The organism is Floridaenema aerugineum BLCC-F46, from assembly GCF_041929345.1.
GTDB lineage: Bacteria > Cyanobacteriota > Cyanobacteriia > Cyanobacteriales > Aerosakkonemataceae > Floridanema > Floridanema aerugineum.
In genome coordinates, this window is record NZ_JBHFNQ010000145.1 from 12,600 (window position 1) to 25,209 (window position 12,610).

At 40.5% G+C, this 12,610-nt stretch carries 13 protein-coding genes; 4 read left to right on the plus strand and 9 right to left on the minus strand.

The annotated features are described in order from the left end of the window. Positions 1-182: 182 nt before the first annotated feature. Positions 183-383, minus strand: a complete 201-nt coding sequence (locus ACE1CC_RS19040; RefSeq protein ID WP_413272008.1) for a hypothetical protein — start codon at positions 381-383, stop codon at positions 183-185. A 252-nt stretch (positions 384-635) separates the two neighbouring features. On the opposite strand from ACE1CC_RS19040, the gene ACE1CC_RS19045 reads away from it, so the two are divergent. Further along, entirely contained in the window at positions 636-1,523 is an 888-nt protein-coding gene (locus ACE1CC_RS19045) for a 4-hydroxybenzoate solanesyltransferase (RefSeq protein WP_413272009.1), read from the plus strand. Between the two features lie 234 nt (positions 1,524-1,757). Here ACE1CC_RS19045 and ACE1CC_RS19050 read toward each other — a convergent pair whose 3' ends face one another. Together ACE1CC_RS19050 and ACE1CC_RS19055 are read right to left on the minus strand one after the other, a co-directional pair. Then, a complete protein-coding gene (locus ACE1CC_RS19050) occupies positions 1,758-2,381 on the minus strand; it encodes a hypothetical protein (protein WP_413272010.1) in 624 nt (207 codons plus the stop codon). 484 nt (positions 2,382-2,865) lie between these two features. Next, positions 2,866-3,834: a DUF389 domain-containing protein gene (locus tag ACE1CC_RS19055; protein WP_413272011.1), complete on the minus strand. Its 969-nt coding sequence runs from the start codon at positions 3,832-3,834 to the stop codon at positions 2,866-2,868. A 21-nt stretch (positions 3,835-3,855) separates the two neighbouring features. Here ACE1CC_RS19055 and ACE1CC_RS19060 point away from each other — a divergent pair, with 21 nt between their 5' ends. Beyond that, positions 3,856-4,356 (plus strand): TIGR00725 family protein, encoded by a 501-nt coding sequence (locus ACE1CC_RS19060; protein ID WP_413272012.1) that lies wholly within the window; start codon positions 3,856-3,858, stop codon positions 4,354-4,356. Positions 4,357-4,458: 102 nt separating this feature from the next. Here ACE1CC_RS19060 and ACE1CC_RS19065 read toward each other — a convergent pair whose 3' ends face one another. Then, positions 4,459-5,355 carry a hypothetical protein gene (locus ACE1CC_RS19065; protein WP_413272013.1) on the minus strand — a complete coding sequence of 299 codons (897 nt, stop codon included), beginning with the start codon at positions 5,353-5,355 and terminating at the stop codon, positions 4,459-4,461. 226 nt (positions 5,356-5,581) lie between these two features. On the opposite strand from ACE1CC_RS19065, the gene ACE1CC_RS19070 reads away from it, so the two are divergent. Continuing rightward, positions 5,582-6,352: an OmpA family protein gene (locus ACE1CC_RS19070; protein ID WP_413272014.1), complete on the plus strand. Its 771-nt coding sequence runs from the start codon at positions 5,582-5,584 to the stop codon at positions 6,350-6,352. A 54-nt stretch (positions 6,353-6,406) separates the two neighbouring features. Next, positions 6,407-7,411 carry a methionyl-tRNA formyltransferase gene (fmt, locus tag ACE1CC_RS19075; protein ID WP_413272015.1) on the plus strand — a complete coding sequence of 335 codons (1,005 nt, stop codon included), beginning with the start codon at positions 6,407-6,409 and terminating at the stop codon, positions 7,409-7,411. 7 nt (positions 7,412-7,418) lie between these two features. Here fmt and ACE1CC_RS19080 read toward each other — a convergent pair whose 3' ends face one another. The 5 genes from ACE1CC_RS19080 to ald form a co-directional block, all read right to left on the minus strand. Further along, positions 7,419-7,784: a DUF6464 family protein gene (locus tag ACE1CC_RS19080; protein WP_413272016.1), complete on the minus strand. Its 366-nt coding sequence runs from the start codon at positions 7,782-7,784 to the stop codon at positions 7,419-7,421. A gap of 286 nt (positions 7,785-8,070) precedes the next feature. Continuing rightward, positions 8,071-10,074: a diguanylate cyclase domain-containing protein gene (locus tag ACE1CC_RS19085; RefSeq protein ID WP_413272017.1), complete on the minus strand. Its 2,004-nt coding sequence runs from the start codon at positions 10,072-10,074 to the stop codon at positions 8,071-8,073. Further along, entirely contained in the window at positions 10,071-10,682 is a 612-nt protein-coding gene (locus tag ACE1CC_RS19090) for a chemotaxis protein CheC (protein WP_413272018.1), read from the minus strand. Before ACE1CC_RS19090 ends, ACE1CC_RS19085 begins: the two co-directional genes overlap by 4 nt. After that, positions 10,666-11,064: a response regulator gene (locus ACE1CC_RS19095; RefSeq protein WP_413272019.1), complete on the minus strand. Its 399-nt coding sequence runs from the start codon at positions 11,062-11,064 to the stop codon at positions 10,666-10,668. The genes ACE1CC_RS19090 and ACE1CC_RS19095 overlap by 17 nt, the downstream gene beginning before the upstream one ends. A 315-nt stretch (positions 11,065-11,379) precedes the next feature. After that, complete coding sequence (gene ald, locus ACE1CC_RS19100) at positions 11,380-12,495, minus strand: alanine dehydrogenase (protein ID WP_413272020.1); 1,116 nt, start codon at positions 12,493-12,495, stop codon at positions 11,380-11,382. Positions 12,496-12,610 lie beyond the last annotated feature (115 nt).

Consider the following 12,610-nt stretch of genomic DNA (forward strand, 5'->3'; position numbering starts at 1 on the left):
AATATCAGCTTTTCTTGTCCTTTCCCGGCAATGGATAAAAGCCTTATAAATTCCTTTAGGACTTGCTAATCAATTGGTCATACTCTGCGTGTGTCCCAATCCAAAACCAAGAAATGCCGTTCGCTGTACACTTTTAGGTAAAGCATTGTAACATTGCCAAAACCGTCGAGTTGTGTACTGCATCAAATTTCTCGGCAATGTCCAGCTTCAAACTCTGCGATCGCCTCTTGCGCTAATGCCTCTAATTTACCCTCTGCAATGTCCTGCTCTAGCTGTTCGTCCCAGCGTTCATAATCTAAGTCGAACAACCATTTTTTCAGCTGCTCAAATTCATTAGATGGCAGTGAGAGAATTGCCGCTTTAGTTTGTTCTAGGTTTGACATAGCCAATTTTACCGTCTCTGCTTTTGATCGAATTATAGCTACCAAATATTTTCGGAAATGAAAGTAATAAATAAAGTAATGAAGATAGGGGATTTTCATTGCTCCAAAATTCTATATTGTGCGATATATAACGCCATTTTTTTTTAATATCGTCAACAAGTATAACAACAACAACATAACAGAAAGAGGTATATATCTTGTATAATTGAGTTAGAAAAATAACAGGTAAAGTATTGATATCGTAGTCAAACTATGCTCACTCAAGACACACAGCAAACCTTTCCCGGCGCTACCATAATTCGACTACTGAGATGGGATAAACCAGCGGGACGTTTAATTTTAATGATACCTGCACTGTGGGCAGTATTTTTAGCAGCTAGGGGCACACCACCAGCGCCACTCGTCGGCGTAATAGTCTTAGGGAGTTTAGCTACAAGTGCAGCTGGTTGTGTTGTGAATGATTTGTGGGATCGTGATATCGATCCGCAAGTGGAAAGAACTAAAGAACGTCCCTTAGCTTCTCGTGCTTTATCAATTCGCACTGGAATTGCGATCGTCATTATCGCTTTATGTTGTGCAGGTGTGTTAGCACTTTATCTAAATCCTTTAAGTTTTTGGTTATGCGTCGCCGCAATTCCCGTAATTATTTTTTACCCTACAGCTAAACGAGTGTTTCCGATTCCCCAATTAGTGTTATCAATTGCTTGGGGTTTTGCCGTATTAATTAGTTGGAGTGCAGCACTAGGAAGTTTAGAATTTGATACTTGGTTGCTTTGGGGTGCAACAGTGTTTTGGACATTGGGATTTGATACGGTTTATGCCATGAGTGACAAAGAAGACGATCGCCGAATCGGTATTAATTCCAGTGCGTTGTTTTTTGGTCAATTTGCACCAGAAGCAGTGGGAATTTTCTTTTTTGGCACTGCTTTTTTGCTAGCTTGGTTAGGGATAGATATGCAGCTGCATTTCAGCTTTTGGCTAGCTTTTGTCGCCGCCGTAGTTGGCTGGATTTGGCATTATTCCCAATTACGCAACGCCGATTTACCAAAACCCGTTTATGGGCAAATCTTTCGCCAAAACGTCTGGATTGGGTTTGGATTACTTGCCGGAATGATTGGCGGATTGATTTTTAATATTTAACTCAGATCTTGCTTTACTTTTGGAGGTAGAACCTCCCTCTCCCTCGTTCCCCGGTTCTACCTGGGAACGAGAAACTCCAGGCTCCGCTCAGGAGTGCTCTTATCTCAGTTTAATGTAAGTTGCTAGTTATGACTTTAGGACTTACGCACGAAGAGGTCAGAAACCGGTTTCTTCGTAAATTTTTTGTTACCAAACCCTTGATTTTCCATAGAAATCGGGTTTCTGGGCTACAGTTCATAAAACTGCAATATGCGGCAAATTCCGAGTGACTAAATGCAACTCGTTAATAGTAAAGCCATAACCATTATTTTCTGGTACATATAAGGTGATTCTGCTAATATTAGCGGTTTTACTCAGGACACCGATAAATGGTGCTGAGTCATTACCAGGATTGTCACTGTTACCGCAAACACTGAATTTGCCTAAACTTTTACCACTGCGATCGAAAGCTTCAATTACTCCGGTGAAAGCCCCAAAAAATGCCCTTTGAATTTGCGTACCCACACCAAAAATAGGGGTAGCAAAATCAATTGTAATCGCACTGTCAGAAAACTCTAAAAACAGTAATTTGTCTCCTGATGGAAATTTTCCTTTGATTCCGCTACCTTCGTCAAGGCGCAGAAAATTTCCGCTAGAACTTACTTTTAGTTGGACTCCATTGCGAGAATGAACCCGCAAAGGACTGGAAAGAAAATCAAATTCTTTACCGAATTCTTGCCAATCTACTATATCGTTTGCTCTTAATTTGGCACGAGTTGTAACTAACTTTATTGCCGAATTTTTTGCCATTAATTCTTTATAACTATTCCTCTTATTTATTCGATTATTTGCTGTAATGGTTTCTATGGTATTACTCATATACATTTTACTGATTCCCCTAGAGTTAAGCGTTTGATTGAGTAGATGTTAACGGAGTACGATCGCCAACATTTAGGCTAGTAGGAGCTACTCAGGCAATTTGTAACTCGAACAGACCGAACAAGAGCGAAAAAATTACTGAGTAATTCTACTCTGATTTTTGTTGCTTATACTTAACTTACGTAAGTTTATCTATAAACTCAAGCACTTCTCCGTAATTTTACATAAACTTTATAACTATCTCATCTGAGATGTTTAACTTGCGATCTACCAAAAGATAAACTAGACAAGGTTTCCAGCCAATTCCCCCGGGCAGGGGCTGTTTAAAGTTTATGTAAATACACGCAGCCCTTAGTTAACTGTACGGACAAAGAATAATAGTAAAAGTAACTAACACAGTGTAGCATAAATAACTGTGTGGTGAAAAAAAAGCTGGTTAGGTAGGAGCCTGATGCCTTGGATTTCTCTTGTACTGAAGTAAAAATTATTCTTTAGGTGATTCTACGGAATCTTTGGCTCTGACTTCCTGAATTTGTTCAACTTGAAACACGAGAGTAAAAGGTCTGCCCATTTCTTTAGAAAGGAAATTTTCTACCAGGTGAACTTGGTTGGGAGAAATCTGGTTGTTACTTCGCACTGTCAAGTAAACTCTTGGTGGCTGGGCTGACCAGTCAACGTTGGTGTGTTTCAGTTCCACCATTTGACCCACCGTAATAGTACGGTTAAGGAGAATCGACTTGATCGTGTGGTGAAGTTGGGCTTGTCTGAGGAGTTGAAAAAAACTGATTCCCAAAGGGATCAGTAAAATGCTAGCCATACCTAAAGTCCAATTGAAAGCATGGTTGTACTTAGCATAACCAGCACCGATAAACACCAACATACAAGCAAGGACGATGCCCAAAAGATTGGTGAGATAAAGTAAGAAAGCGCCCCAACTATAATTCCAAATTCCTTGAGATAAACTTAAGCCAACTACACAGATGGGGGGCATTAAGGCAACGGCGATCGCAGTTCCGGCGAAAGCATCACTAATTTTTGGTCTTACCTTAGCAAAACCACTGATCGCACCAGCGGTTACAGCCACTCCCAAATCCAGTAAAGTGGGTTCAGTGCGAGCCAAAACTTCCGAGCCAAATTCAGGCAAAGCAATTACACGCCCGATCGACCATGAGACTAGGGTAGAAAATAAAGTGGCAATGGCGATCGATTTAATCGCTTCGCCCAATAACTGTGGATCTCCTTCCAACGCGCCAAAAGCTGCTCCCCGCAACGGCATCATTAATGGTGCAACAATCATCGCCCCAATAATTACAGCTGCACTATTGCTAACTAAGCCAAAGGTAGCGATCAAACAAGCACCTATGGTCAGAATCATAAAGTTAAAATTTAGTTGGGAATCTTCCAGCAACTCCTGCCGCATTTGTTTGACAGTATCTATAGATATTTTTGCCATTTGAAAAACTTAGAGATTGTGATGAGAAAAACTATTATTGGTGTCATGGGCCCAGGCAATAACGCCACAAACCTTGATTTAGAAAATGCTTATCAGCTAGGAAAATTAATTGCCCAAGCTGGATGGGTATTGCTCACAGGGGGAAGAAATGAAGGTGTAATGGATGCTGCCAGTAAAGGTGCAAAAGCCGCCAATGGTTTAACCGTCGGTATTCTTCCTTCCTCTGATATTACCACTGCTTCTCTTGCTGTAGATATTGCTATTGTTACCGATTTAGGAAATGCGCGAAATAATATTAATGTGCTTTCCAGCGATGTGATTATTGCTTGTGGTATGGGTGCTGGAACTGCTTCCGAAATTGCTTTAGCTTTGAAAGCAAATAAAAAAGTAATTTTGTTAAATAATGATGAGAATAGTCAAGATTTTTTTCAAAGTTTAGCTAAAAATCAAGTGGCGATCGCGCAAAATCCGGCTTCAGCTATTGAGTTAGTAACTCAGTTCTTGGCAGATGCTTCTATTTAAAAACCAGGCTCTTCCCTAGTTTGGATTTATGCCAAGTAACTTAGAAACCCGGTTTCGCAGAAGTTACCGGGTTTCTATAATGCAATGCAAGAAGTTTAGTAATTACCAACCAGCTTGAGGGCCCGCCCAAGCTTGTTTGACGGTGCTGCCAAAAACGATCGGCTGATCTTCAAGTTTAGCTGCGATCGTCTTACCCTGAATATTAACTGCCCATAATTGACGTTTTTCGTCGCCTAATTCCCCGGCTTGGAAAATCACATCTTTTGGGTTAGCTTTACTCCAACCTAGCAAAATTGCTTGACCATACTCGGCAGCATTGCTAGGAGAAATTGTATTACTCCTACCAGTATTGCGATCCCAAACTACTGCATAGTCAGAAGCATCACTGGCGCTGAGGCTACCTTCAAACTGACGCGCCAAAAGTCGATCGCCACTTGCCGACCAAGAAACCGGAATTAAAATAGTCACAATCCCAGGCATATCCCCAGCTTCTTTGGCTTTGTTCGGATTGTTCGCTAAAGGAGAACTAGCCGTCACCACTCGCAACTGTTTAGTTTGTAAATTCTCCACAAACATCACACTGCTAACATGACTCTGATAGAGTTCCGGCTTGACTCGCAGTTGCACCCGACTGTAAGCTGCATACTTACCATCTGGCGAAATCACTGAGGGAGTGCGGTAGAAGCGAACTCCCGAACCTTTAGTAGAACTCACCTGTTCGTGAGTTGACATCACCCAATTCCAAGGTACAGGATAGGGACTTTCCAAAGGATCGACCTGAGCTTGAGATGGTTCTGTTACTGGCACAGTTGGGCGAACTGCGGGAACAGTTTTTTGATTAGGTACTTGCTCGGTAACAGCTTTTACTTGTACTACCCTTTTAGCAGAAGCCGATAAATTTCCCGCAACTAAAGCGGAAGCGATAACTAGCACAGTTGTCAGGGTCAACTGGCGTGGTTTGATTAGATACAGACCGATATTCAGTGGACGTTTAAACATTGATAATTCTCTTGAGAGCGCTTCTAGTGTAAGGAGGAACGGCCAAAGGAACGGTTGAGCATATTCTATACATATCTGGACAAATTGCTAGAGTAGGTGGGAATTTATTTATGGTTTTTCAGATACCTTCCCTGGTTGTTTTACGGGTTAAATAGAACTTACTTCTTTAGGTCACTTGACAAAAAAGGCTCAACAGGAGTAAGTTTTTTTGGCTCCCGATAAACTTATGAAAATCAATATGGGGCGATTTTTCTTAGTTTTTCTGTTTAGACTTTTATTGTTGGTGGTAGGAGGTGGTTTCGCTGCCCTGTTGGGTGTGGCATTAGCTACTGTTTATCCTGCATCAACGCCGCAAAAACCTTTGGTAGCTAAAGTACCGGAATTAATTCCAGGGATGGATACTGATGAGAGTAGTAATAATCCTAACCTTGCTGCTCAACCCCAGACAAAGGCGCAATTGACAAAGGCGCAAAGGAAGCAACTGGAAACAGAGTTACAACTCTTGGAAAGACAGTTAAAGACGACGAGCGATCGCGCTAAACTAGAACCCAGAATTAAAGCAATTCGGCAACAATTGCGGGTAAACTTAGCTCAACTCCCAAGCGCTAGTCAATTAGCTTTATCTACCCAACCGCTGATTAATCGAGAGACTCTGGTGGGAAAATTTCCTGCGGATGTTTTGTTTGAAGATAACCAAAGTTTTCTATTAACTGAGGGAAAACCAGTTTTGGATAAGTTGGTTGATGAGTTAAAAAATTATTCAGGGGCAACGGTTGCGATCGGCGTGCATACTGATAGTGTGGGTGAACCTAGTAACAATCTGGCGTTATCCTTTCGCCAAGCGGAAGCGATCGTGCAATATCTCGACTCTACCTTGGATAAATCCTATACCTGGATACCTGTAGGTTACGGCGAAACTAATCCTTTAATTAACGATGAAAATCAAACAAATCTGCAATTTAACCGACGGGTAGAAATTAAAGTATCCCCCAAATAAGTTTGAGATTTTCGATTTCCTTTTGTCCCTGTTCCCTGTTCCCTTTACTTATTAATGAAAATCATCTTTTTTGGCACACCTGAATTCGCGGTTCCAACTCTGGAAAAACTGTTAAATCATCCAGAGTTTGAAGTTTTAGCTGTAGTTACTCAACCGGATAAACGTCGCGGTAGAGGTAATCAATTAATACCTTCTCCGGTGAAAGAGTTAGCTTTAACTCATCAATTACCAGTTTGGCAACCAGCCAGAATTAAAAAAGATGAAGAAACTCTGGCTTTATTGCAAGAAACAGCAGCCGATGTTTTCGTGGTGGTAGCTTACGGGCAAATACTTTCTGTGCAAATTTTAGATATGCCCAAAATTGGTTGTGTAAATGTTCACGGTTCCATTTTGCCTAAATATCGAGGTGCTGCCCCAATTCAATGGTGTCTGTATCATGGGGAAAAGGAAACGGGTATTACTACCATGTTGATGGATGCGGGGATGGATACTGGTGCCATGTTGTTAAAAGCAAAGACACCGATCGCATTATTAGATAATTCCCTAGATTTAGCTAAAACTTTATCTCAAATCGGGGCAGATTTACTAATAGAAACTCTGTTAAAATTGCAGCGTCAAGAGATTGAACCGATTCCTCAAGATGATTCCATAGCTACTTATGCTTCGTTGATTAAAAAGCCGGATTATGCGATCGATTGGTCTAGGCAAGCGATCGCATTACACAACCAAATTAGAGGATTTTATCCTGATTGTGTAGCAACTTTACGGGGAAATTCGCTCAAAATTACAGCTACTGCACCTCTTGGCTCCGAGTATTGGGCAGATTTACCCCCATCCTTGGAAGTGTTAGAAAAAGATTGGGATAATTTATCTTCATATCTTGGTAAGCCGGGGGAAGTCGTAAGTCTTGCCAAGGGAATTGGCCCCATCATTCAAACTGGAGAAGGACTTTTGCTACTTCGAGAAGTTCAAATGGCTGGCAAACGTCCCCAGTCAGGATGGGATTTTGTGAACGGAACTCGTTTAACAGTGGGAGAGGTGTTAGAAAATGGTCAGTGATGGAACTTTATTGAGTAGCGGGGAATGATTCATAATGGCGACAGCGATCGCATGGCCCCTCTGGATTAACTGCACAACGCATAATTTCCGAATGTGCGTTAAACCGACAACTAGCGTCTCCCACTACCCAGCGACCTTTGTACAAACTTCTATCAGCCGTACTTGGCGCTGATTGGACATAAAGGGCAATTTTATGGAGTTCATAGCCACCTAGTTTATATTGGTAGCGGTGACTGCGTTCTAAAACAGCGTAAGTTTGACCTTCTAAATTGAGATAGTTTCCGGGTTGAGGTGTCCAGTCGAGGTTAATTTTACCCAGAGAACGACGTGGATACGTCAGAATCACCTCAGTTGGTAATGAATCTGGTTCCATAACTGAGTTCAGATGTGTTTTGTACTACATCTGTGATGTTATCGCATATCTTTACTAATCGTGAAGCGTAAAGCCCCCGTTTTGTAAACGGGGGATATGAGCGAATGGCTGAATTTATTCAGCCGTAAAATAGTACAATTGATATCATGAAAACTCTGAACGAGACAGGTAAAATTGCTGGATTTGATTTCGGTTTGAAGACATTCCTCACTTTGTTTGACGGGTCAAAGTTTGAAAAAATTTCCTCACCTGAATTCTTTAAGTGTTCGCTTAAAAGGAATTGCTCTTAAACTGTAGTTGATTCTACGCGCAGACCGATCGCACAATTTCTACCAGCTTGCTTTGCTTGATAAAGGGCTTTGTCTGCTGCTTCAATTAACTTTGCAGGCCAATATCGATGATTGGGAACTATGGTAGTAATTCCGATACTGATAGTAACATACTGACTAATTGGGGAACTTCCATGAGAAAGCTTTAACCCGATGACGTTTTTCCTGATAGTTTCTGCTACATGATATGCGCCATCAAGGGGAGTACGAGGTAGAACGATCGCAAATTCTTCGCCTCCGTAACGTGCGACTAAATCTGCTGGTCTTCTTACTGCTTTACGAATGGCGATCGCTACTTCTTGTAAACAAAAATCTCCGGCTTGATGTCCATAAGTATCATTATATTTTTTGAAAAAATCCACGTCGCAGAGAATCAAAGATAAAGGCGCTTGTTCTCTTTCTAGTCTGCGCCATTCCTTAGCTAAATATTCATCAAATCGCCGCCGATTTGCCAATTCAGTTAAACTATCTGATGAAGCTAACCGAGATAATTCTTGGTTTGCTGCTTGCAATTTTTGGTAAAGTTCTGCTTGTTGAATGGCGATCGTTAATTGATTAGCTAATTCTTTGATTAAATCTACTTCTAATGATTGCCATTTTCTAGTTGATTGGCAATAATGCACCATCAGAACACCCCATAACTTTTTCCCTTGGCGAATCGGCACTTCTAAGCAAGATTTTACTTGCCACTTTTGCAGTAATACTTGATGAGAACAGCAAGAATCTCCCGTACACCAATTATCTATTTTTCTAATTCCATCCTGTTGATATAAACAGCAACAATCCTGATTTAAATAAGAAATTGGCATCTTTAATCCCAAGATACTTTGGCAATCATCTGCTCTTGATTCTACGGTAATTATTCCTGAATTAAGATTTTGATTTTCTTCATCACTATTATATTGAACTCGACAAACGATCGCTCGATCTGCTTGCAAAAAATGGCGTACTTCTGTTACCGCCGTGTGGAGAACTTCATTTAAGTTTAAAGAACTGCGAATCTGTTGCGTAATTCCCGCCATTAACCTTTCTTTTTCTATCTGTAAATGCAAAGCTAATTCGGCTTTTTTTCCTTCGCTAATATCTTGCCCTGTTCCCAAAATTTGTTGGGGTTTTCCCTCAGATGTTCTGGTAAAAATTACTTCTCGACAATGAAACCAGCGCCATTCTCCCGAATTATGACTTATCCGATAATCAATTTCAATTATATCTCCTTCTTGCGCCCGATCGAATTTGGCAAAGTGTGCTGGAAACTGCTCTAAATCTTCTGGGTGAATCAATTGGGCAAATTTATTTACATCTATTGCTTGAATTTCTTCAATACTATATCCCAACAATATATTGACTTGTTCATTAACATAAAATATTTGTTGATTAACTAAATCATATATATATAAAATATAGGGAGCAGTATCAGCTACTTTTTGAATAAAATGTTGGCTTATAAGCAGTTCTTCTTCTACCTTTTTGCGCTCGCTAATTTCTTCTAAAGCGCGATCGCGCATAGTCCGATACTCTTGGATGCGTTGGGTTAAATCAGTGACATCTTCGATGACAAATAAGGCATAAAATGGTTTTTTAAGAGGGCGATCGCCAATTTCTTCACTCTGTTTCTCCTGAGCATTTACCGCTGGTACAGGTGTTACCGTAGTATGCTGAATTCGCCACCTACCATCTGATAACTGACAAGGAATAATTGATTTATGTAATTGGGAAGAAAAGATCGTCGGTGGACCTCCAGAGAAAATTTCTTGGAGTCTAAAAATGTATTTTGGTTGATCTAAATGGGGAAAATAAATACTAATATTTTTTCCTAAAATCTCACGGCGAGGAATTCCCGTCCAATTTTCTAAACAGCGGTTCCAAAACACGACGTTGAAATCTTCTCGCAGAATGCAAACTCCTTCGGGAACGCGATCGAGAATCCCAAATTCTTTTTGAACTAATTCTAGCTCGTTCATAATATTTCCCCAAAATTTAGATCGATCGCTTTGAGTAGAGTATCTAAAGAACCGACGGTAAACATTAAAATAATGTCTCCAGAAATCTGTAATTGCTCAATTATAAAACAGGTATGGGCTAACAGAATTTTCGTATTTTCATCAATATCTGCAAAAATGGGAAAGTTATTTACTTTATTTTCACTATAAGCAGGTAAAGAATAATCCAAATGCTCTATTAACGCATTACTTAAAGAACCCATTATCCCATTGAGAACAATATTGCCCACTTCCAGCAAAGCTCCAATTTTCACCACATCCAAATCAGGAGTTCCGGGAGCTTCTCCTGTCAGAACTGATACTAAATGAGCCGCACTTTCTGAGGGAAACACTAATTCAGCCGTACCACTAAATGAGCCAGAAAAACTTAACTGTACTGTCGCCAATAAACTATTATCAAATTGGCTTTTCAATTCTACTTTTAACTCTTCAGGAGATAGCAATCTCACCTCTGGAATATGTAGGCGAATGGGAGAATCGAGCATATCATTTAATACCCCAGCTGCTCGACCTACACCAATATTAACTAATTCCTGTAAAGCGTCTATATGACTAAGTGTTAGTTTCATAACTCTCTTGTTGGGGTGAAATTTCCAATGCTTTCTTAATCCAATGGCGCAGTTCGTCTGGCTTGACCATTTTATGTATAACTGTCATTGCTCCTAGTTCCAAACATTCTACTCGCGTAGTTTCTTGAATATCAGCGGTAATCACAATTGTGGGAATCTTAAATTCTTGCTGACGCATTACTTTCAGAAATTCCACTCCTCCCATTTGAGGCATTAAAATATCTACTAAAATGCAGTCTGGTCGCTGTTGCTGTTTCAGAAGTATTTCCAACCCTTCGAACCCATTTTTAGCTTCCCAGATTGTATGACCTTCAGGTTGTAAAATTCTCCGAAGCACTTGACGGCTCAGTGCTGCGTCTTCGATCACTAGTATTGTTGCCACTCCCGATTCTCCCCAATTCTCTTTTCTACTTTAAATTTTAGTTTTTATTAGCCAAAAGATTACATTTTTTTCCCAAGCTTAAAGAATAAATAACAATTAATTTTCCTAGAGTTACTTTATGTTATTGTTACAGACTACATGAGCCTACCTCAAGTTAATTAAAAATATATTATAGGGACAAATAATAAAATTCTGGTAAAAATGTAACTATTTCCCCGATTTTTTTTATATTTACTGATGAGTCAAACAAAAAATTAACAGAGGGACAAAGCAATTAGAGAAACTGTTTTGTCCCTGAATTATGGATTTTGGTAGTTAATCTTTACTTTGATGATCTTTGGCATTACCAGTCAGATCGGGAAATACTTCTTTTACTGCTGGATGTACTAACTGGTGATTTTGGACATTTAAGCCTTTAGCCAAAAAAGGATCGGTTTCCAAAGCTTTTAAGCCTTGATTAGCTAGTTTGAGGACGTAGGGTAAGGTACTATTGTTCAGGGCTTGAGTAGCAGTCCAAGGAACGGCTCCGGGCATATTGGGTACGCCGTAATGGACTACGCCTTCTTCTAGGTAGGTAGGTTGGGTGTGGGAAGTGGGATGTAAGGTTTCCACACAACCGCCTTGATCGACTGCGACATCGACGATGACTGAGCCGTGACGCATTTGTTTTACGAAGTTACGGGAGACAAGAATGGGGGCGCGTTTCCCTGTAACTAAAACTGCACCGATGAGTAAGTCTGTATCGATGACATTTTTCTCGATCGTACTAGGACTACTGTAAATGTATTCGACTCTGGAGCCATATAAAGTTTCTAAATAAGCTAAACGTTCTACATTCACGTCAAAAATTTGCACTCGCGCACCCATTCCTACGGCGATGCGTGCTGCTTCTGTACCGACTACGCCACCGCCTAAAATCATTACTTTTCCAGGTCTAACGCCGGGAACGCCACCTAAGAGAACGCCTCGTCCTCCTTGTTGGCGTTCGAGATATCTGGCTCCGAATTGTACTGCTAAACGTCCGGCGATAATGCTCATGGGTGTGAGCAGGGGAAGTTTACCGTTGGGTAATTCTACTGTTTCGTAAGCGATCGCACTAATCCCACTATCAATTAATGCTTCGGTTAAAGTGCGATCGGCTGCTAAATGTAGATAAGTAAACAATAATTGTTCTTTTTGCAAAAATTGATACTCACTCGCAAGTGGCTCTTTAACTTTAACTACCAGTTCTCGATCCCAAGCTTCTTTTGCTGTATCAACAATCAAAGCTCCAGCTTGAATGTATTTTTCATCCTCAAAACCCGCACCCGCACCCGCTTGTGTCTCTACAAAAATGAAGTGTCCTGCTTCATGCAGCACTCGCACGCTACTCGGACTTAAACCAACTCGAAATTCCTGATCTTTTGTTTCTTTGGGAACGCCGATTTCCATTTGTTACCTCTATACTTGCCCATGCTTTTAGCTTATAGCTAAGCCACAAGAAACGGGAAAATCACAAATCTCAAATTTGTTTGCCAAACCTGGATTATTATATAAATGTAAAGAT

Excerpts from the sequence above, each read along its gene's own strand:
- ACE1CC_RS19050 (WP_413272010.1), bottom strand. The coding sequence starts at position 2,381 with ATGAGTAATACCATAGAAACCATTACAGCAAATAATCGAATAAATAAG.
- ACE1CC_RS19040 (WP_413272008.1), bottom strand. The coding sequence starts at position 383 with ATGTCAAACCTAGAACAAACTAAAGCGGCAATTCTCTCACTGCCATCT.
- ACE1CC_RS19080 (WP_413272016.1), bottom strand. The coding sequence starts at position 7,784 with ATGGAACCAGATTCATTACCAACTGAGGTGATTCTGACGTATCCACGT.
- ACE1CC_RS19085 (WP_413272017.1), bottom strand. The coding sequence starts at position 10,074 with ATGAACGAGCTAGAATTAGTTCAAAAAGAATTTGGGATTCTCGATCGC.
- ACE1CC_RS19090 (WP_413272018.1), bottom strand. The coding sequence starts at position 10,682 with ATGAAACTAACACTTAGTCATATAGACGCTTTACAGGAATTAGTTAAT.
- fmt (WP_413272015.1), top strand. The coding sequence starts at position 6,407 with ATGAAAATCATCTTTTTTGGCACACCTGAATTCGCGGTTCCAACTCTG.
- ald (WP_413272020.1), bottom strand. The coding sequence starts at position 12,495 with ATGGAAATCGGCGTTCCCAAAGAAACAAAAGATCAGGAATTTCGAGTT.
- ACE1CC_RS19070 (WP_413272014.1), top strand. The coding sequence starts at position 5,582 with ATGAAAATCAATATGGGGCGATTTTTCTTAGTTTTTCTGTTTAGACTT.
- ACE1CC_RS19060 (WP_413272012.1), top strand. The coding sequence starts at position 3,856 with ATGAGAAAAACTATTATTGGTGTCATGGGCCCAGGCAATAACGCCACA.
- ACE1CC_RS19055 (WP_413272011.1), bottom strand. The coding sequence starts at position 3,834 with ATGGCAAAAATATCTATAGATACTGTCAAACAAATGCGGCAGGAGTTG.
- ACE1CC_RS19045 (WP_413272009.1), top strand. The coding sequence starts at position 636 with ATGCTCACTCAAGACACACAGCAAACCTTTCCCGGCGCTACCATAATT.
- ACE1CC_RS19065 (WP_413272013.1), bottom strand. The coding sequence starts at position 5,355 with ATGTTTAAACGTCCACTGAATATCGGTCTGTATCTAATCAAACCACGC.